Origin of the sequence: Deinococcus pimensis DSM 21231, from assembly GCF_000519345.1 — a bacterium.
GTDB classification, from domain to species: domain Bacteria; phylum Deinococcota; class Deinococci; order Deinococcales; family Deinococcaceae; genus Deinococcus_A; species Deinococcus_A pimensis.
In genome coordinates this window covers 56,829-77,036 of record NZ_KI912675.1, presented here as the reverse complement: position 1 = coordinate 77,036, position 20,208 = coordinate 56,829, and the positions used below count along the sequence as shown (strand labels likewise).

Below are 20,208 nucleotides of genomic sequence, written 5' to 3'. Positions count from 1 at the left end.
CTTGGGAGGCGACGAGGCACGCGGCCGAGACGCTCAGGGGACGGGCGGAGGGTCGAAGGTGCGGCGCAGCACGAGGCTGGCAGCGCCGCGCGCCCACGCGTCTTCCGACCAGGCCTCGACGCGCACGTCGAACGAGCCTCGCAGCCCGGCGAACGTGTGGTCGGCGAGAGCGCTGCGCATGCCGTCAAAGTACCGCCCTGGGAGGCGGGTCCCTTCGCCGCTGATCACGACGAGCTGCGGGTTGAGGAGGTTCACGGCGTTCGCGAGGGCCATGCCGAGGCGTCGCCCGGCGTCGTCGAGTAGGGCCAGCGCGACAGGTTCCTGGGCGTCGCACGCTTGAATGAAGCCCTCGACGGTCCGGGCCCCGGGCTTGATCTCCCGGTAGCGGGCGAGCAGGGCCGTCTCGCTGGCGTACGCTTCAAGGCAGCCGCGCCGTCCGCACTCGCACGCGCGGCCGTCGTGTTCGCTGAGCGTGTGACCGAACTCGCCGGCGCCGCCGGTCGCGCCGCGGTACGGGCGCCCTCCGAGGACGAGGCCCGCGCCGATGCCGCGCCCCACGGTCGCGAGGAAGATGTGGCCGGCGTCCTGACGTTCGCCGAACAACCGCTCGGCCGCGGCGAGGGCGTTGACGTCGTTGTCGATCACGACGGGCATGCCGAGCCGCGCTTCGAGCAGCCCGACGAGCGGCACGTCGTTCCAACGCATGAACGGCGAGTGGACGCACACCCCGCGGTCCGAGTCGATCACGCCGGGCAGACCGACGCCGACGCCGATCAGCTGACCTGCGGGACGGTGCGTCGCGTCCAGCAGGGCCTGCACGGCACGTTCGACGACGTCGACCACGCTGTGCGGCGCGTGGTCCGAGAGGGGAAAGCGGAGGGCGTGCTCGATGTTGGCGCCCGCATCCGTGAGGACGGCGCCCACGTGGTCCTCGGTGAGCTTGAGGCCGATCGCGGCGCGCCCCTTGTAGTTCACCTCGAGGATCACCGGGGGACGCCCGCCGCTCGAGGGGCCGATGGACGTCTCCACGACCAACCCGGACTCGATGAGCTCCGCGACGACGCCGGTGACGGCGGCGCTGCTCAGACCGCTGAGCTCGCGGAGCTGCGCGCGGGACAAGGTCCGTTCGCGGCGCAGCAGGTTGAGCAGGACGTGACGGTTGACGTGCCGGACGGTGCTCGCGTCGGCCTTGACGAGCGGCATCACGAGGACCTCCGAGGGGCGTCAGGGACGTGAGGCAGCAGCAGGTCGCGCAGCCGTCCGAGCGCCGGTCGTCCGGTCGATTCGGGTGAGTCGAGCGTGGTGACGGTCAGGTGAGCTACGCGCAGGGTGGGGCCGGTGGACGGCGTGACGGCGTACCGCTCGCGCAACATGCGGCTCAGGACGTCGTGGAGGTCAGTCATTCGTGCTCCGTTGAGGTCGTCCCGGTTCGGGGTGGACGAGGATGACGATCGGTCGGGTCGTTCTCGAGGTGTTCGGCGTGTCATGCGGAGCGTCCGGTCCCGCCGGTGCGAGGTCGGGGTCCGTGACGATCCGTGCCGTCGGGACCAGCCAGACCACGTCACGGGCAGCCGCCAGCGTGGCTGGACGGACCGTCCCGCCCGGCATGACGTGTCCGCTGGACGCCACCGCGACCGCCGCGCTGAGTACGGCGCAGTCCACGCGGCTCAGCTGCCCGGCGGTCAGGGACGTGGCGTCGCTGAGGCAGAACACGCCGCGCTTGACGAGGGAGGGCGTCGCAGCGGTGTAGGGTGTGACCACCCACCGCCAGCGGCGCTCCTCGCTCAACTCGACGAGCAGCGTGCCGACGTCCGTCCCGGCCACGTCGTGGACCTCGGCGTGCCCCGCCACCCGACGGCGGAAGTCGGCCACCACCCTGGCCGCTGCCCATCGCGCACGACGGCTCACGCTCGTCTCCACGCGGTCGTCGTGCGCGCCTCAGGCGAGGTCCTGTTCGCCGAACGTCCGAACGAGCGGAGCGCGTCCGAACGCGCGAGGGCCACGACGTGCGGCGCGGTGAACTTCGCGCCGAGCACGCCCGGAAGGGTCCGCAGCGTACGGACACGTCGATCCGCGTCGGGCGCGCAGGCTTGGTAGTCGTCGCGGACGCTGGCGTGCGACGCGTTCAGCAAGGCACCGAGTTCACGCGCGTCCGCCCGCTCCGCCTCCCGCGCCCGCTCCACCTCCGTCACGACGTGGTGCGCGCGTCGGTGGAGCAGCTCGGGAAGTTCGGTCAGGTCGTACGCGTCCACGACGTCGCGGAGGCTGTTCACGCCGAGGGCGTCCGCGGCGGCGAGGCACTCCTGCCGCCGCGCGAGGTACGCCTCGTGGGACGGCCACGCCTGCGCGCCCAGCACGACGAGCAGCTCCGCCCCGTCCGGCAGCGCCAGGCGCCGCGCGTCGAGCGAGCGGACGTCCAGGCGCACGAGCGTTCCCGGCGCTCCGAGACTCGCCGTGAACGCCGAGGCGAGTCCGACGGTGGTCCCGGTCGCCTCCCTGACGGCCTTCCACGCGAGTCGAGCAAGTTCGTGGTCGTCGACGTTAAGGACGAGGAGGTCGCGGAGCGCCCGCAGCGTGGCCACGGCGGTTGCGGTCGCCTCGACGTCGTTCCCGACCCTCGGCAGGTTGGAGCGCAGCTGCGTGGACAGCGGGGGGACGCGCACGTGCCGTTCCGCCAGCGCGTCACAGCACGCCGTGACGACCCGCGTGAGATCACCACGCGAGGAGCCTTCCGCGGTGGGGACGACGCGTTCCTGCCCTGTGCCGCGCGGAGCACGTTCCACCGCGACCTGCACGCCCTCCGTCAGGACGGCGCTGAGCGTGAGGCCCTGCTGGTCTTCCGCGTGCTCGCCCAGCAGCGTCACGAATCCCGACGCGGTAGCGGACGCGGACTGCTTGAAAGCCGCGTCGAGGGAGGCAGAGGTGGTCACGGCGCCTTCCACCCCCCGCCCTCGGGGTTGGACCGCGCCTCGGTTTCGCTCCGTGAATGAGCCGCGTGCGTCCGCGCGGGAGCGACTGCAAGGACCGAAGCGCAGTTCGGTGTGAGGGTGTGTTCGTGCCCTTCGGGTGTTCGGACGTGTACCTCGGTGGAGCTCGACAGCCGGTAGGTGACCACTTGGCCCGCGCGGTCCCAGCGGACGTCGACGCCGTGCCCGCCAGGCAGCGGAACGCGTCCCGCGGCGTACGAGAGGTCTCCGGGGCGGGCGACGAGGTCGAAGTGCCACGCCGTCGCGTCGGGACGTGGAAGGAGGCCCAGCAGGTACCGGGAGAGCAGCCACGTCGGCGCCGCAGACCACTGGTGGCAGTGACTCCAGCGGGTGTCGAAGGCTTCAGGCCACGTGGTGAGCCCCTGGTCGAGCGCCCAGCCCCACGCGGTCCTGACCTGTTCGAGGACGAAGTCTAGTTCACCCCGCTCGATCAGCGCCGGGAACGCGAAGTGCGCGAAGTACGGAGTGACGACGCAGACGTCCGTCGGCGGGCGGGCACGGTGGTGCTCGTCGGGCAGCACGGCCGTCCGGTGACGCGGCGCGAGCGGGTCGTACGGGAAGCTCGCGCACCACTGGGCCTTCACCACCTGTACGGCGCGCGCCGCCTGCTCCGCGTCCGCGTCGTACAATCCGAGCCTCAGCGCCAGCGCGACCGCGTGGTACCGCCGCGGCACGTCCACGCGCGAGTCGAGCCGCAGGGCTGGCCGGACGCCCGCTTCAAGCTGAAGGGCGCGCACCGCGTACGCCGCGGCGTCGTCCGCGTACCCGAGCTTGGCGGCCCAGACGGTGAGACCACGCAGCATCTCAAGGTAATGCAGTGACAGCGGGAGGTTGACCGGATCCGCTCCGCGGTCGAAACCCCAGTCGATGAACGCCCAGCCCAGTCCGTCGAGCAGCCCCTCGGGTGTGACGTGCGGCTCGAACGCCGCGGCGTTGCGGCGCGCCGCGTCCCACAACTCCACCAGGAAGTCCTGGTCGTCGGCGAGCAGGGCGTAACGCAGGCACGCCGCCGTCCACTGCGCCGCGTACGTCGGGAGGTACCCGGTCATGCCGGGCGTGAGGCCGGCGACGAGACCGTCCTCGCGGGCGCACACGGCGGCGTGCACGAGGTTGCGGCGGACCAGGCGCAGGTCCGAGTAGGTCACGGCGGCTACCTCGAGGCCGGTGCCGGCGGCGTCCCCCACCCACTGCCCTCGTTCGCGTGACGGGCAGTCGGTCAGGGCGTCCTCGCAGCACGCGCGGTGTGTGTCCACCCCGACCTGCCAGACGCGGTCGAGCCGCGCGTCACTGCTCGTGAAGGTCCCTTCGGGCGCGCCGTGGTAGGTGCGCTCCACGAACACGTCACGAACGAAACGGGCCGCGCTGCGCGGCGCGAGCACGTGCACCTCCAGGAAGCGCAGCCCACGCGGAGTGAGCGGCTCGAAGGTCTGGACGCCGCCGCGGGCGACGTAGTGGTCCAGGTGGCACGACGGACCGAGCGACTGCGGGATGAACGGCGCCACACGGCCACCGTTGAGCCGCTCTGCATACCCGAACTGCACGACCGTCCCCTCGGGTACGTCCAGCGTGAACGACGGCCGCCCGAGGCGGACGCGGCCCAGGTCGTACCGTCGCCACGAGCCGTTCACGCCGCCACGGGCCGCCAGGTCCCGTAGCAGGAACGCCACTGGCGGGTCGTCACGGTCGTACCCGAACTCCTCCGTGAACGACCCGCCCGCGAGGGCCGTGAGGACGTGCGTCTCGTGCCGTACCCGCCCGATGCTGAGCGGCGCCGTCCCAATCACGGCCGCAGGTGCCGGGACCGTGCGGCTCCAACGTCCGTCGTCGAAAGCAGGGTCACGCCAGCCGTCCGGGTCGAGGCGGGTGTCGCACCATTCGATCCACCCCAGCTCGGGGTTCACGCGCCGCACGCCCGGCCGGTACCCACGCAGGATGCGGGCGCGCCACGTCACCTCCACCTCCTGGTCGTCCACCCGCACGGCGGCGTTCAGGAACGGCGGCAGGTCCGGCATGACGGTCGTCGCGACGCCCGCGTGGTGTACCTGTACGGCCAGCACGTGACGTCCGGCCGTGAGGTCGACGAGCACCTCTTCGACTTCGGCCAGCGCCGCCGGGAAGCGCGCGGGACCCTCCCCCACGAACGTCCCGTCGAGCCACGCGACGTACCAGGACGCGCCGAGCAGCCGGAAGGTCACGCGTCCCGCCTCGGGAAGGTCGAAGGTACCACGCATCGCGACATGGGTGTCCGGCGGGACGTCGCCGTGTACCCATCGCGCCTGCGTCGTGGCGGTAAGAGCCGGGGTGGTGTCGAGCGTCACGCCTGTACCTCCCAGGGAACGCGCGTGCGGAGTACGTCGAGCGGCACGTTGTGCCCGTACGCCCAGTCCCCGCCGTCGGTGAGGATCAGGTGCGCTTCACACGGGGCGTCCTCCTCGGCGCGAACGAGCTTGACGAGCACCTCGTTCCAGCCTTCGTGCAGACGGGCGTTGCCGTACGCGTCCTCGGGATAGCCCCAGTAGTTCGGGCGGACAGGACGCGACCGGTCGGCGCTCGCGACGACGTCGCCGTTGACCCACACCCGAGCCGGACACGTGGACGGGACGCCCAACCACACCTCGCGGTCCAGGTCGCTCCACAGGAACGCCCTGACGTACGTTGCCCCCGTGAAGGCGGCCGGGACAGGCAGGGTGTTGTCAGGTGAGGTCGCGTCCCGCCACGTTCCGGGTCGGCCCTCGGGCCGCAACGCGTCGCCGGTCGGTGCCTCCGGGGCGAGCGGCGTGTCGAGTGGCATTCCGGGAAGCGTTTCGTGGTCGCTGCTGACGACGTAGCGGCGCCCACCGACGAGCACGACCGGGATGACCGGCTGCGCGGGTCGGCCCTGCACGCGGACGTCAAGCAGCAATCGGTTGGCGTTCTCGACGACCGACGCGTGGGGCGCGAGGACGTTCAGCTCCACGGACGTCTCCACGCGCGACGGGAGGTGCAGGCGCTGCACCGCGGGCGTGACCGTCCAGCCTGCGGGCGCGAGCACGTCCACGTCAACTGTGAGCGTCTCCGCGCGGGTGTTGCGCAGCGTCGCCGTCAGGCGCTTCGGCACGCCGGGCGTGATGGCGGGTGTGTCGTGATAGTCCACGGCGACGTGCACGCCGCCGATCCTGTGGTCGACGCGCATGAAGTTCCGCGTCCAGAGCGCGCGCGTGTCCGCGTCCGCCTCGAGGGCCGACTCGTCCACCCTTACGGTGCCGTCCGCTTCAAGGAGCCCGTGGTACGCGAGGACGCGGCGCGCCTGCTCGATCACGCGGGTGGTGAGTTCCCCCAGCGTGCGGGGCAGGGGGTGCGGGCCGTCGTACCCGTAGGTGAGGCCGCCTGTGGCGTCGCTCAGGGCGATGCGCTCGCCGAGCGGTTCGAGCCACCGCTCGGGCAGGCCGCTCTTGCCTTCGAGGAGCCCGAGGATCGCGCCGAGCGTCGCGCCGGAGCAGTCCGTGTCGTACCCGCAGTTCACCGTCTTGCACAGCGCGTCGCCGAAGTCCTCGCCGTACAGCCAGCCGATCGTCTGGAAGCCCAAGTTGATCGGCGCGAACTGCGACACGTGGTGCGGCGTCACCTCCAGCACCCGCTCGCGCGCCTCGAGCCATGTGAGGCCGCACGCGTGTGCGTCCCGGGCGGCCCTGACGGCTCGAGCGACGCCGCAGTCCCCGGGAACATAGGTGAGCGCGAGGTCAAGCAGGCGGTCACGGTCGTGCACGACGAACGCCGCCGATTGCAGCGCGGCGTTGAAGAGCTCGCCGTACAGGCCCTCGCCGCCGCCGTGGTCCTGAATGGCATCCTCGAACGCATACCGCGCCGCGAGCCGCGGATGGCCGGGCGTGACGCACGCCCAGAGCTCCGAGCGGATCGGGGCGCCCATGCAGTCACGGAACCAGTTGTTGTACGCGCCCGCGACGGGCGGCAGCAGCCCCATCTGCCAGTTGGTCCTCGCGAGGCCGTACTCGTCCGGGCCGTAACGGATGTGGTCGAGCCAGTACTGCACGAGGTCCGCGCTCGTCACCTGCGGACCGACCTCCTCGAGCGCCTTGAGCCATACGAGCTGCATCTCGAGGTCGTCGTTGGGGATCCCGCCCTCCTGGAGTCTGGGGTACCACCAGACGTCGAAGGGCTCGGCCTTCCCCCAGCCTTCCTCGAGGGGCGCGCCGAGGGTGCCGCCGACGTTCTTCCCAGCCCAGCAGCCGAGCACGCGGTCCCGGAGGGCCGCTGAGGAAAGGTCGAGGGTGAGGATGTATGGGTGAGTTCGAAGCATATGGCGGTCCTCGCGAGCGATTCAGAGGGGCGGCAGTCGGTCGGGATCAGCGGACTTCGACGAGGTCGAGGCCGAGGAGCCGCGCGACCTTGCGCAGCCGCCCCGCCTGGTGCCCGACGCCGAGCGCGACGTGATGGGTGGGGCCTTCCTCGCACCACTTGTCCATGAACGCCGCGGGGTCCAGGTCAAACTTGAGGCGGCTGTTGGTGTTCCCGATCCGCAAGGTCGGCCCCGGGATGCTACGGCCTTCCGCGGCGAGCAGCTTGAGCTTCCCGTCCGCCGTCTGCGTCAGCCCAAGGATGGTGACGGGGCCGTGCCGCACCTGGAACTCCACGCTGATCCCCGCGCCGCGCTTCCCGTGGTACACGCCCAGACCGCGAAGGACGGGCTTGCGGTCGCTGATGGCGACGTGGCCTGGGCCGTCGTGACCCATCAGCACGAAGTCCTCGTCGAAGTCCATCGCGTAGAACTCGGTGTAGGAGCCGCCCGCGCCGAGCCGGTCGAGGATGAACATCGCGAGGTTGGTCTTGAGGTCCCCCTCGCCGCTCGCGGGGATGCCGCGGGCGGTGAGGAGGCTGTTGCCGACGATCAGACCCGACCAGAGCCGTTCGAAGTCGTTGCCGTTCAGGCCACGGTAGTAGTACGTGAGGCCCTGAAGGTCAAAGTCGCGGGTGAGGCGGTCGAGACCGCAGGCGACGCGGGCGCTCCACTCGAGCGCTTCGGGTGTGACTTCCATGCTGATCTTGTCGCGTCCGGGTTCGGCGACGTCGAACCAGTCGTGGATCTCGCGGAGCTTGTCCTCCACCTCTCCGGGCGTGACGTCGTTCACGCGGGCCTGGAGGTCGTCCATCTCGAGGATCTCGACGTGCGCGCCGGTCTGCGCGCTGACCATGGTGGGGTCCGTGTACATGTCGAGCATGCCCGGGTAGGTGTGCCCGAGGAACCCGAAGCGGGCGCGCGCGAGGGCGCGCTTGACGCTCGCGGCGCGGATCCAGTCCTCGATGGCGCCCCAGGCGCGCGTGTCGTCGTAGAGCATGCCGCTGACGACGTTGAAGTCGATTCTTGAGCGGGCGAAGGCGTTGCTGAGCTCGGGCACGCAGCAGGCGCAGCAGTTCGCGAGCCACTCGGCGGTGTCGACGGTCTCATAGTCGAGCGCGCGGGCCGGCTGGAGGTTGAGCACCAGCACGGGCTTGCCGACACGCTGCGCGATCGGGAGGACGGTGCTGCTGGTGGCGTACGTGCCGACGTAGATGACGAGCAGGTCGAGGTCGGCGCGGGCGAGCTGGTCCGCGGCGCGTTGCGCGGCGCCTGCGTCGTCGACGAGTCCGGCGCGCTCGACGTGCGCGCCGAAGGTCTCGAGTTGCTGCTCGACGTGCCGCTGGTAGCCTTCGAGGCGGTCCTTGAGGCCGGGGAACTGCGGCCAGTACGTTCCGAGACCGATGCCGAACACCCCCACTCGGGCGGGCTGCGGCCGCTCCGAGCGCGACGCGAGCTGAACGGGTTGAAGGGACGTCGTCGCGTCGGAGGTCACGAGAGGGTCACCTCCCTCTTGAAGACCTCGGCGATCGCCTCAAGGTACGCGAGGCCGTGGACGGTGTCCGGCAGGAGGTAGCTGCCCTCGGTCCACTCGTTCCACGAGTTCACCGTCACGACGTGGTGCCCCGCCGGGTTACGAGCGGCGTAGTCGCGAGCGCGCGTCAACGCGTCCTTGAACGCCTCCGGGGTGTTGTCGGCCAGCACCTGGTTCCAGGGGTAGCCGATGACTTCGTAGGGGAGGTCCGGATGGGTGCGGGGAGACACGTCCCAGCCCATCGAGACGTTCGGGTGGTACGGCAGGCCGAGCGTCTGAGGGTAACGTTCCCACGCGGCGTAGTTCGCGCGGGCTGCGTCCTGGTACGGTCGGGTCAACGCGTCGGTCCCTTCGAGGTCGACGTGGTGCACCCAGTGGTACGCCGTGACGCTGGAGAGCCCGAGCGCCTCGACGAGCGGTGCGGCGCTCGGGAGACCGAGCGCTTCGACGGCGCGGTCGACGTCCTGAGCGTGGGTATTGACGTGCAGCCCGATGAATCCCGCGCGGCGTGCCTTCTCCCGGAACGACGCGAGCGCCGCGGCCGCCTCGTCGAGACCGCCGACGCCGAAGATGAAGTTACGCAGATCGAAGATGCTGAAGTACGCGGCGCCTTCCGGCGCGTAGTAGTTGCCCCGGGTGAAGTAGTGCTCCGCGACGTAGTCCGTGAGGCGTTCGAAGTCGTCGGCGGGCACCCGTCCGCTCGCGAGCGTCTTGCGCTCCGAAGGGAGCGGCGACGGGAACAGTTCGAGCCAGTCGTGGTTGGCCCACATCAACGCGAACTTGAGGCGCTCGTGGTTCGGCGCGCCGAGGAATCCGCGTTCGAGGCCGTCGTGTAGGAAGGGCGCACCGTCGTACCAGTACCAGTCGTACAGGAACGCCGTGACGCCGTGGTCGGCGGCGAGGTCGATCTCACGGGCGGCCCAGGCCGGGTCGGCCTCGTCGAACTCGCCCCAGGTGGGGACGATCGGCTGTCGGTGACCGTCGAAGCGGGGTTTCGCGGTGCGGACGAGCTCCCACTCGGTCCAACCCGGGGTGAGCCACTCGTCGTTGCGGGCGTCGCGGTGGTACTGCGGGAAGTAGTACACGAGCACTTCGGGCGTGGTGGTCTTGTCGGTCATGACGTCCTCTGCTGGGGTGGTGTCGGTCGGGCGTGTGGTAGGGGGAACGCCTCAGGAGGGCCTCGTCCCTGGGCGTTCCCGGAGTCGTTCAGTAGGCGTGGAAGGCGTCGACTTCGAGCCAGTTGTTGGCGGAGCTGGCGTTCTTGCTGCCGCTCACCTGGACCTTGAGGGTGTGCGAGCCGCTGCTCAGCAGTCCCGTGCCGAAGCGGCCGCGCGTTCCCTGTCGGGCTGAGGCGTACATGTCGACGGTGCCGACGAGGGTGCCGTCGACGTACACGTTCGCGATGCCCGAGTCGTTGCTTCGCGTCGCGTCCCAGAGGATCTCGGTGCATGACGAGCAGGTGTACTGCGCGTACGCGCCGCTGGCGTTGCTGTAGCTGGACGTGCCGTTCGCCCAGGTGCTCGTCGCGAGCCCCGTGGAGGAGTTCCACGTGCCCGAGTACGTCACGGCCGTGGAGGTGTTGTCGACGTAGGTGCCGCCGCTGGCGTACTGGAAGGCGTCGACTTCGAGCCAGTTGTTGGCGGAGCTGGCGTTCTTGCTGCCGCTCACCTCGACCTTGAGGGTGTGCGAGCCGCTCGAGAGGAGGCCGGTGCTGAAGCGCACGCGGCTGGCTTCCCGGCTGCCGGCGTACATGTCGAGGGTGCCGACGAGGGTGCCGTCGACGTACACGTTCGCGATGCCCGAGTCGTTGCTCTTGGTGGCCTGCCACATGATCTCGGTGCATGACGAGCAGGTGTACTGCGCGTACGCGCCGCTGGCGTTGCTGTAGCTGGACGTGCCGTTCGTCCAGGTGCTCGTCGCGAGCCCCGTGGAGGAGTTCCACGTGCCCGAGTACGTCACGGCCGCGGAGGTGTTGTCGACGAGCTGCGGACCGCTGCCGCCCGTCTGCGTGCCGCTCCAGGTGAAGGTCGCCATGGTCTGCGCCGGGAGGGTGTACGTGAAGTTCTGCGTGCCCCACGTGACCTTGACGCTCTTGCTGGTGGTGTTGGTGTTGCTGACGACGAGCACCTTGGAGCCGTCAGGGTTCTTGAACGCGACGTTGTCGACGCTGTAGCTCGTGAGGCTGTTGTAGGAGGTGCTCTCCGGGTTGGTGTCGGTGGAGGCGACGCGTTTCGCGCCTGGCTTCACGAACTTGCTGAACTGGCCGAGCATGTAGTACTCGACGGCGTACGTGACGTTGCCGGTGGTCGAGTTCACGTACGACAGGGCGCCGCAACTTCCACACTGGCTGGGGCCGTAGTTTTCGTCGAGCGCCGCGGTCCACTTGATGTAGGTCTCCGCCCAGTTGCGCAGCGCGCGGATCGGTACGTGGCTCTTCTCACGCCAGATGTAGTCGCTCGCGGTGGTGTTGTCCCGCGGGCTGGAGTCCTCGGAGTAGATCATCTGCTTCGACGGGTAGTCGTTGTGGAGCTGCGTCATCACGTCGGGTGAACCGGCGTAGAAGTGCCAGGAGACGCCTGACGTGTACGAGTTCGCCGTGGCGTCCTGCAAGATGGTGCGGGGGTAGTCGGGCGCGTCCCAGTTGTGGTCGTACACGAAGATCTTGGTGTTCTTGACGGCGGTGTTGCTGCTGTTGGCGAACGTCGGTCCGACGTAACCCTTGACGAGGTCGCGTTCGATGGGGCCGGTCTGGTTGTTCCCGAAGTTCGCGTACGAGCCGAGCGGCTCGTTCACGGAGTTGACCGCCCAGATGTTGGTGACGCCCTGCGCGGCGTACGCGGCGACCCACTTGGCGAGGTAGTTCGCGAAGGTGCCGTAGTAGGTGGAGCTGAGCACGGAGGCGTTGTTGTACCCGCCGCTCGACTGCTTCATCCAGGCCGGGATCTTCCAGACGGACCCGAGGATCTTGACGTTGCTGTTGGCCGTTTGCGCCTGCTTGATCAAGCTGATGACGCCGTTGTTCACGTCCCAGGCGATGCTGAAGTTGGTGAGGTTCGGGTCGGCGGTGCCGCCGTTGTCGTCGTACGTGCCGGGCTGCCCGTTCGCGTCGAGATCGGAGCCGCCGACGGGCTGGCGGAGGATGTTGAGTCCGAGACCGCTGCTGCTGAAGAACGCGTCGATCCACGCTTGGCGTTGCGTGGCGTTCATCCGTTGCTGGACGTTGTAGACGGTGGCGCCGTTGAAGGAGGCGCCGAAGCCCTGGATGGTCTGGTAGCTGGTGTTCTCGTCGACGTTGATGGTGACATCCGCGGTTCCAGAGCCCGTCCCGAACGTCGCGCCGGTCTGTCCGGAGAGCAGCTTCGACCGGTCGGCTGAGGTCATGGTGACGCTCACGGCTTCGTTGGCGAGCGCCTGCACCGGGCCCGACGCGGGCGTGGATCCGATCGTGGGCGCGGGGGTCTGGCCGGCGCAGCCGGTGGCGAGGACGAGCAGGAGGAGCTGGGCGTTGCTGCGGGTCTTGCGCGTTGAAGTCATGGGTACCTCGGGGAAGTGCTCAAGGTCGTGCAGGCAAAACGCGAACGCGACGTGGCTTCCAGGGCTCCCCTCCATGGGGTGTGTCGAGCCGGCGAGCACGCGTGGTGCGCCTCGAAAGTCGGTTCGGGGGGACGTTCAGGCCGTCAGGGTCGTGGGGGACGGTGCGGTGGGACGCCCTCGAAGGTCTGCTGGACGGGGAGGATGCGGCCGTCAGCGTCGAAGGTGAGCTCGTCGATGCAGACGACCCGGTGGTCGTGGTGCGTCTCGGTGACGGGACGACGGTGGTACGCGATGACGTACGCGTCCGTGCCGGGCAGCCGCAGGACCGAGTTGTGACCGGCGCCGGTTCCGACGGCGGGATCGCTGGTGAGGATGCGGCCCTCTCGGTGGAACGGGCCGAACGGGTGGCGGGCGCGGGCGTACGCGACGGCGTAGGTGTCGTCCATCCACACGCCCTCGGACCACAGGAAGTAGTACGTGCCGCGCCGCTTGAACATGAACGGCCCCTCGGTGTACCCGTCGGGGGTGACGTCGACGTACGGACCGTCGAGGCTGACGAGGTCCGTGCCGAGCTTCACGGCGGCGCAGCGGTTGTGCCCGCCGAAGTACAGGATCGCCTGGCCGTCGTCGTCCTGGAAGACGTTCGCGTCGATAGGTTGCGCGCCGAACGGCCAGTCCGCCACGAGGGGACGGCTCAGCACGTCCCGGAACGGACCGGCCGGGTGGTCGGCGACCGCGACGCCGATGCCGGCGCCGTCCCCGGCGCTGAAGTACAGGTAGTACCGCCCGTCCCGGTGCGTGACGGACGGCGCCCACGCGGCACGGTTGGTGCTCCACGCGACGTCGCCGAGGTCGAGGATGCAGCCCTCGGGGCGCCAGTGCGTGAGGTCCTCGGAGGACCAGGCGTCGAAGCCCTTCTGATCGTCGAAGGAGAGGCTGCGCGTGGGGTACAGGTAGTACCGCCCGTCGAAGTGGTGCAGTTCAGGGTCGGCGTGCCAGCCGGGCAGGACGGGGTTACCGGTCGCGCGGGCGGCATGCGGGAAGAGGGTGGCGTCATGCGTCACGGTCAGCCCTTCGATCCACTCATCTTGACGCCCTCGGCGATCCAGCGCTGTCCGACGAGGAAGATGACGACGAGCGGCAGGATCGCGAAGAGCGACGCGAGGAACAGCTGGCTGAGCTTGACGGTCTGCGCGGTGAGCAGCGTGCTGATCCCGACCTGAACGGTCCACAGGCTCGCGTCCTGACCGATCACCAGGGGCCACAGGAACGCGTTCCACGAACCGATGAAGGTCAGGAGGCCCAGCGCGGTGATGATCCCGCGGGAGTTCGGCAGGGCGAGGAAGCGGAAGATGCCGAGCCAGCTGAGACCGTCGACGCGGCCGGCCTCCTCGAGCTCCTTGGGGAAGTCGAGGTAGAACTGCCGGAACATGAAGCAGTTGAACGCGCTGAACAGACCGGGAACGACGATTCCCTGGAGGGTGTTGACCCAGCCGAGCTTCGCGACGAGGACGTACTGCGGTACGAACAGCGCCGCGCCAGGAATCATCATCGTTGCGATGATGACTGCGAAGACGACGTCGCGGCCGCGGAACGGGACGCGGGCGAGGCCGTACCCGGCCATGCTGGAGAACAGGATCGTGAAGAACGTCTGGAGCACCGCGATGACCGTGGAGTTGCGCAGACCGGTGAGGATGTTCACGCGGTCGTTGCTCAGCAGGTCAGGGATGTTCTCTACGTGCGGCGGGAAGGGGAACACCAGCGTCTGCGGGGCGGTGATCTGCGCGTCCGTGGCGAAGGCGTTGCGGAGGACGAGCAGGAAAGGCAGGAGGAACAGCGCCGCGAGGAGCAGCAGCGCGAACGTGCGTAGGACGTCGCGGACGCGGAAGGGAGGACGCGAGGTGACGGTCATGGTCAGTCCGTTTCCCGTCCCAGACCGAACACGCGGGCTTGGAGGAGCGTGAAGAGCAGGATCAGCGCGGCGAGGATGAACGACCCGGCGGCGGCGCGGCCGTAGTCCTGGCTGCCGAACGCCGCTTCGTACAGGTACCACATGGGTGGTCGCGCGCCGAGCACGCCGGCGGTGCTGCTGCCGCCCGCGCCGCTGCCGAGGATGTTGTAGAACTCGTCGAAGGCCTGGACCGCGCCGACGACGCTGGTGAACAGCACGAAGACGCTGGTGTTGCGCAGCAGCGGGAAGGTGATGAAGCGGAACGTGGACCAGCCGCCCTCCGCGCCGTCGATGCGCGCTGCCTCGTACAGCGTGCGGGGGATCTCGTTGAGCCCCGCGATGAACAGCAGCATCGTGAATCCGAGTTGCAGCCACAGCCGCACCGTGACGATCACGACCCACACCCACGGTGAGTCGAAGGTCCACTGGATCGGGTCCAGGCCGAGCGCGACGAGCAGGCGGTTGGCGAGACCGAAGTACAGGCCGTTGAACAGGCCCATGCGCCACACGAGGCTCGCGACGACGTACGACACGGCGGTGGGGAGGAAGAAGACGCTGCGGAAGAAGGCCTTGCCGCGCTTGCTGGCGTCGACGAGCAGCGCGAGCGTGAGCCCACACGCGAAGGTGAGGGGCACGATGCACAGCGTGAACAGTCCGATGGTACGCAGGCTGTCGAGGAAGCCGCGGTCGTTGAAGAGCGACACGTAGTTCTCGATACCGACCCACTTGCCGACGTTGAGGCTCACGCGGGCGTCGCTGAGGCTGATCAGGAAGCTCCACACGAGCGGCAGGACCGTGAAGGCCAGCAGTCCCAGGAGGAGGGGGCCGACGAAGACCCAGAAGGCGAGGGTGGATTCCCACTGCCGTGATCGGCGGTTCACGCGCGGACGCTGGGCGGGCGGTCGGAGGGTTCGGTCGGTGCTCAAGGCTCAGCTCCCTGCGGCGAGGTGAACGTGCCCACGGCGAGGGCCGTGGGCGCGGGCGGGTTACTTCACGAGGCGGTTGAGGGCCGTCTGCGCGTTCTGGGTGCTGGCGCGCAGCAGGTCCACGGCGGATGCGTCGGTGCGCATGATGCGGGTCACGCCGTCACGCAACGCGAGCTCCACGTCGCCGCTCCACAGGCCGGGGTAGAGGCTGCGGCCGTAGGTGCTGGCGAGCCGCACGACGTCCGCGGCGGTGCCGGTCTTGAGCTTCTCGGACGCGGCGGCGACGGAGTTACGGGCGGGGATGTGGAAGCCGTACGCGGTGTTCCAGTCCTCCTGGAGGGCGGCGTTGTCGATCCACTGCGACTTGACGAGCGCCTTGGCGGCGGCGACGTTCTTGCTCTTGGCGTTCACGGCGACCGCCCAGCCGCCCAGGGCGACGAAGGGACGACCGTTCGCGCCGTACTTCGGCCAGGGCATCGCACCGATGTCGTTGCCGGCGGCCTGCTGCATGCCCGGAAGGGCCCACAGGCCGCTGTACTGGATGGCGGCGAGGTTCTGGCTGATCGCCGAGGGGTCCCACCAGTCGGTCGGAGCACCCACGAGGAGGCCCTTGGAGCGGGCGAGCTTGCGGAACGCGTCGAGCGCGCGGGCCTGCGTCGCAGTGTTCGTCGCGACCGTCGTGCCGTTGATCAGCTTGTTCCCCGAGGAGTACGTCATGGTGAACACCGCGTGTCCGGCGCCTCCGTCGTTGCCGAGGAAGAGGCCCTTCGTGGTGGGCGTGTTGAGCTTGTCGACGACGTTGACGAGGTCGTCGAAGGTCTGCGGGGTCTTCAGGCCGGCCTTGCTCAGGGCGCTCTTGCGGTAGAAGAGCAGCATCGGGTCGATGAGGGTGGGGATGGCGTAGAGCTTGCCGTTGTAGGTGTACGCCTTGAGCAGGTCCGCGTTGAAGTCCCGGCGGACGGCGGCGCTGACGATGTCGTCGAGCGGCGCGAGTTGGCCGGCCTTGGCTTGTTGGTAGATGTACTGCGCGTTGGTTTCGAAGACGTCAGGTGCGGTGCCGGCGAGCAGCGCGGGGTTGAGCTTCTGGAAGATGTCCCCGGTGACCATGGTGACGTCGAGCTTGACGTTGGGGGTAGTCTTTTCGTAGTCGCGGGCGTACCGCTGGATGGCTTCCTTGGTGCCGGTCTCGCCGTACTCGTGGTACCACTGCGTAAGGGTCGTCTGCGCGCTGGCGGTGCCGAGGAGGACGAGGACGGCGGTCAGTGCGGTGGTCGAGGGCAGTTTCATGGGAGCTCCTGGGGGTCGCTCGCGAAGATCCGTGCAGGTCGTGGGATCCCGCGGGGTTGATCGGTGACGTCTCCATCGTGTCGGAGGTCGCGGACGTCGGGGTCTGGAGTGTCGACTTGCCAGGGAACCTCCATGGTGGCCTGTTGGCCGCGGGGACGTCAAGGGCGTGAGGACGTGGGGCTCGACTCCTGGGTGACGCGGCAGGGCGCGTCGCCTTCGGCGGCGTGGAGGCCGAGGGCGTGCGGAGCGTGTGTGCGCTGACGTCGAACTGTCGAGTTGTCCGAAGTATAGAAGCGCCAGCGGACGAGCGGTAGGACGATCGTCAACAAGGAGTTGGACGTTTTTGACATGCCCTGAGAAAAGTCCAGGGTGTCGTTGCTCTTGCGGAGAGAGTTCTCCTGCCGTCCGAGTGGCCCTTCAAAGCGTATCCCCGTTTCGAGGGGGCTTGAGGACGCAGCTTGATTCGCATAGAACTTGAGGAAAGGTGGGTTGGACGCTCCCTTTCACTTCGACCTTCGGACCAGCGCTTCCTGATGCCTCACACCGCGTGACGGTGACGGGATCCCTGGCGCGTGAGGTCTCGACGAGGGACAGGTACGTTGAGGACGCCACACGGGCTCCTGCCGCACGCTGCGTTCGCCCACCCCTGACGCTCACGCCGGTCAGCTGCGTGACGAAGCGACGAAGACCGTCGCGCCACGATCCGGTACGCTCCCTGCCCGCGCAACTCCCTTGCGTTGCCATGATCCGCTTGACGTTCGTCAGCCCGACCCCGCACAGGAGAGCTCTGAAGAGAACCGCCCACCGGGCCTGAGGACCCGCACGTCTCCCGCCGCGAGGGTCCGCGCGCCCTGGCTGGACCCGCGCCGCGCGCTGCCGCCAGGCACGGGCGCCACCTCCACGAAGTCCTGGTCTTGCGGCGCTTCCGTTCCCCGGCGGAACAGGGCGCTGCGGATGTAGCGGTACGGCGGGGACGCGCTCAGACCCCTGCGCCACGCGCAACGCAGGTTTCGTCAAAATCGTGCAACTCGCCCGCAGGGTTCGTGCTACCGCCTACGCGCGGCGTCCACGTACACTCACGTCAACCAACCCCGCCGCACCCACGTCGAACACGTCGGGCCCAGCCCCGAAGGCGTGGCCCGCCCTGCCCGTTACGTTCCATCAGAGGCTCCACCATGCACCAAGTCTCTACGTCCGCGCCCGTCACACGACTCGACGTCGCCTCCGCCAACTTGTGCGACCAGATCCGAGGCTGCTGGGCTTGGAAGGACAGCTGCGGTACCCTCGGCGGTTCCCCCGAGGAAGCTTGGGGGAAGGCCGAGCCCTTCGACGTCTGACCTCGCGCGTGCCGATCGGTTCGTCGAGCGCCCGGCTGGAACGCAGCGTTCCGTGCACACCACGCCTCGCCCGTCCCGGCCCTCGCCCCTGCACGTTGAGCAGACCGTCAGCCTGCCCGCAGGCCAAGCGCCTACCGAACTCCCCGGCGTTCCGCACCGGTCACTTCAAGGTCAGGTTCCTCAATGGCGACGAACAAACCCACCGACCACGTCGAACGCCGACAGCAGATCCTGCTGCGTGCCCACCAGCATGGACACGTCAAGCTCGCGCACCTCGCCCTCGAACTCGGCGTGCACGAGATGACCATCCGCCGCGACCTCGACCTGCTCCAGCAGCAGGGCCTGCTGGAGCGCACCCACGGCGGTGCCCGCCTCCTCCAGAAAGGCAACTTCGAAGTCAGCCTGTACCTGCGCAGCGTCCGCGACACTCTCGCCAAGGACGCCCTCGCCCGCACCGCCGCGAGCTTCATTCAGGACGGCGACACGGTCGCGCTCGACGCGAGCAGCACCACCCTCGCCCTCGCCAAGCTCCTGGGGGGCCGCGACGTGACCGTCATCGTCAGCGGTCTCGTCCACGCCGAGCTCCTCGAACGCCAAGGCGTGCCGTTCCTGCTGGTCGGAGGCGATTACCACCGCCGCGCGGAGAGCTTCGTCGGCGAGGCCTTCGTCGAGGGCATGCGCCGCCTGCATCCCGACGTGACGTTCTTTAGCACCCGCGCGTACGGACGCGCGCACGGCTTCGTCGACGCGCACCTGCCGGACGTGATCGCCAAGCGCGCCATGATCCGCGCCGCCAGCCGGGTGGTCGTGTTGCTCGACGGGACCAAGTTCCAGCCCCTGCGTCTCCCGACGGTGGCGGTGCTCGACGACGTGCACGACCTCGTCACCGATCATGCGCCCGACGAGACGCTGCTCGGCGACCTCGATCAGGCCAGCGTCACGCTCCACCGCGCGCGGCCCACGACCGGCCCTTCCATCCCAGCCGACCTCCAGTCCCTGAGGTGACCCATGACCAGCACCACCGAGCAGGCCTTCTTCGTCGAGACCTTCGACAAGCCCGACTGTCGCCAGCTGCTCCTGTACGGCCGCGCGCCCGTCAAGCTCCACGGCCCGGTGCCGTCACCCAGCCCCACCCGGGTGGAGGCGAGCGATTGGGTTTGTTCCCAGGAGTCTAGCCACCCGGGTGGGGACGCGAGGGCGCACTTGCGTCGTCCTTCGGAACGGTCAGCCCACGCTCTTGCGATCCGTCGTCGAGGACCACGGTGGTAGCACGAGTTGAGCTTCCTCGCGTCCCGCTTCGAGCCTTCCGTGCCCGGGGCGAACCCGCACGTCCCGCCCGCCGCTGAGCGTCGTTCGGTCCCGCCTCGCTCGGAGCTCCTCCCCCACGCCGACCGCTGCCACTGGCGGACGCCTCAGTTCACCATGGTGTTCTGCATGCGGTTGTCCTGCGGCGAGTGAACCTGTACCGCCAACGCGACGTCGAGCATGATCACGGCGCTCCATGAGGCAGAGCGCGGTCCCTGGCGGGCCGCTCGGCAATCTACTCTCATGTTCAAAAAACGGGATGTATCAAGGCGCAGCCATGGTGTCATGACCGTACGACATGGACATCCAAACCCTCTTCAGCAGTAACGCGGACCTGATCCGCAGCGAGCTCGCCCGTGTGGACGCGCGTCCGCCTGCCATCAAGCGCCGCTTCGTCGATCAGACCGGCTGGCGGCACGACTGCTCCGAAGAGGACACCGTCGTCATCGTGCACGCCACGCACGAGGAGCGGCTGTGCTGCCGCTGCGGCTACCGCGCGTACCTCACGCTCGAAGGCGAACGGCTCGGTCACCACGGCGGCCACGGCCTGCTGATCCTCCGCCGCGCGGATCACGCGCACGACATCGTCCTGACGGACGTCCAGGACCGCAACGCACTCGAGTACGTCCTGACCGAACTGGCGTGGGGCCGAGATCCCTACGCGACGGTCATCGCCGTCAAGCCGTGGTCTGAGGACTACATCAACGTGTTCCGTGGGCACTTCCACGACCTCGACGACACCCCGCTGCGGTCGTACTTCCTGGCGTTCCGACGAGCAGTACACGCGTCGTGGGATGACTGGCGCCGGATCGTATTCGTGGTCTGGGCTTGCCCGTCCCCTCCTCGGGCTCCATTCGGGTGGACGACCTGAGCTGCCACGAGGAGGGCCTGCTGTACGACGGCCGCGCCTACGAGTTGACCGCGACCGTGACCAGTGACCCTTACAATCCGGACGTCAGCGTCAAGATCGTCACGAACCTTTCCCACTGGATCGCTGGGGGCTGACGCACCTAT

The 20,208-nt window shown here is 69.0% G+C and carries 16 protein-coding genes; 3 read left to right on the top strand and 13 right to left on the bottom strand.

Annotated features, from left to right (window positions below; all coding sequences use genetic code 11):
* Positions 1-33: 33 nt before the first annotated feature.
* The 13 genes from DEIPI_RS34265 to DEIPI_RS34235 form a co-directional block, all read right to left on the bottom strand.
* Positions 34-1,203, bottom strand: coding sequence for an ROK family transcriptional regulator (locus DEIPI_RS34265; RefSeq protein WP_045235154.1), 1,170 nt, complete (start codon positions 1,201-1,203; stop codon positions 34-36).
* The gene (locus DEIPI_RS0124070) at positions 1,203-1,403 is read right to left on the bottom strand and encodes a hypothetical protein (protein WP_027483461.1); all 201 of its coding nucleotides are present in this window, start codon (positions 1,401-1,403) and stop codon (positions 1,203-1,205) included. Before DEIPI_RS0124070 ends, DEIPI_RS34265 begins: the two co-directional genes overlap by 1 nt.
* Positions 1,396-1,908: a hypothetical protein gene (locus tag DEIPI_RS0124065; protein ID WP_157463958.1), complete on the bottom strand. Its 513-nt coding sequence runs from the start codon at positions 1,906-1,908 to the stop codon at positions 1,396-1,398. Before DEIPI_RS0124065 ends, DEIPI_RS0124070 begins: the two co-directional genes overlap by 8 nt.
* The gene (locus DEIPI_RS36110; RefSeq protein ID WP_157463956.1) at positions 1,905-2,930 is read right to left on the bottom strand and encodes a GHMP family kinase ATP-binding protein; all 1,026 of its coding nucleotides are present in this window, start codon (positions 2,928-2,930) and stop codon (positions 1,905-1,907) included. The genes DEIPI_RS0124065 and DEIPI_RS36110 overlap by 4 nt, the downstream gene beginning before the upstream one ends.
* Entirely contained in the window at positions 2,927-5,218 is a 2,292-nt protein-coding gene (locus DEIPI_RS0124055) for a family 78 glycoside hydrolase catalytic domain (RefSeq protein ID WP_027483459.1), read from the bottom strand. Before DEIPI_RS0124055 ends, DEIPI_RS36110 begins: the two co-directional genes overlap by 4 nt.
* An 83-nt stretch (positions 5,219-5,301) precedes the next feature.
* Positions 5,302-7,284 carry an ADP-ribosylglycohydrolase family protein gene (locus tag DEIPI_RS36105; RefSeq protein WP_052351981.1) on the bottom strand — a complete coding sequence of 661 codons (1,983 nt, stop codon included), beginning with the start codon at positions 7,282-7,284 and terminating at the stop codon, positions 5,302-5,304.
* A 46-nt stretch (positions 7,285-7,330) separates the two neighbouring features.
* On the bottom strand, positions 7,331-8,815 hold the full coding sequence (locus DEIPI_RS0124045; RefSeq protein WP_045235096.1) for an L-fucose/L-arabinose isomerase family protein: 1,485 nt from the start codon (positions 8,813-8,815) through the stop codon (positions 7,331-7,333).
* Positions 8,812-9,972, bottom strand: a complete 1,161-nt coding sequence (locus DEIPI_RS0124040) for a glycoside hydrolase family 99-like domain-containing protein (protein WP_027483457.1) — start codon at positions 9,970-9,972, stop codon at positions 8,812-8,814. The genes DEIPI_RS0124045 and DEIPI_RS0124040 overlap by 4 nt, the downstream gene beginning before the upstream one ends.
* Positions 9,973-10,060: 88 nt before the next feature.
* Positions 10,061-12,388 carry a glycoside hydrolase family 30 protein gene (locus DEIPI_RS36100; RefSeq protein ID WP_052351980.1) on the bottom strand — a complete coding sequence of 776 codons (2,328 nt, stop codon included), beginning with the start codon at positions 12,386-12,388 and terminating at the stop codon, positions 10,061-10,063.
* 143 nt (positions 12,389-12,531) lie between these two features.
* Entirely contained in the window at positions 12,532-13,452 is a 921-nt protein-coding gene (locus DEIPI_RS34245; protein WP_052351979.1) for a glycoside hydrolase family 43 protein, read from the bottom strand.
* 2 nt (positions 13,453-13,454) lie between these two features.
* Positions 13,455-14,300, bottom strand: coding sequence for a carbohydrate ABC transporter permease (locus DEIPI_RS0124025; protein WP_027483456.1), 846 nt, complete (start codon positions 14,298-14,300; stop codon positions 13,455-13,457).
* 2 nt (positions 14,301-14,302) lie between these two features.
* On the bottom strand, positions 14,303-15,265 hold the full coding sequence (locus tag DEIPI_RS34240) for a carbohydrate ABC transporter permease (RefSeq protein WP_045235095.1): 963 nt from the start codon (positions 15,263-15,265) through the stop codon (positions 14,303-14,305).
* A 60-nt stretch (positions 15,266-15,325) separates the two neighbouring features.
* Complete coding sequence (locus DEIPI_RS34235; RefSeq protein ID WP_045235094.1) at positions 15,326-16,552, bottom strand: ABC transporter substrate-binding protein; 1,227 nt, start codon at positions 16,550-16,552, stop codon at positions 15,326-15,328.
* Between the two features lie 1,520 nt (positions 16,553-18,072).
* On the opposite strand from DEIPI_RS34235, the gene DEIPI_RS34230 reads away from it, so the two are divergent.
* From DEIPI_RS34230 to DEIPI_RS38340, 3 genes are all read left to right on the top strand, one after another.
* The gene (locus tag DEIPI_RS34230; RefSeq protein ID WP_045235093.1) at positions 18,073-18,894 is read left to right on the top strand and encodes a DeoR/GlpR family DNA-binding transcription regulator; all 822 of its coding nucleotides are present in this window, start codon (positions 18,073-18,075) and stop codon (positions 18,892-18,894) included.
* Positions 18,895-19,492: 598 nt separating this feature from the next.
* On the top strand, positions 19,493-20,065 hold the full coding sequence (locus DEIPI_RS0124000) for a hypothetical protein (protein ID WP_027483455.1): 573 nt from the start codon (positions 19,493-19,495) through the stop codon (positions 20,063-20,065).
* The gene (locus DEIPI_RS38340) at positions 20,053-20,199 is read left to right on the top strand and encodes a hypothetical protein (protein ID WP_157463953.1); all 147 of its coding nucleotides are present in this window, start codon (positions 20,053-20,055) and stop codon (positions 20,197-20,199) included. Before DEIPI_RS0124000 ends, DEIPI_RS38340 begins: the two co-directional genes overlap by 13 nt.
* The last annotated feature ends 9 nt before the right edge of the window (positions 20,200-20,208 follow it).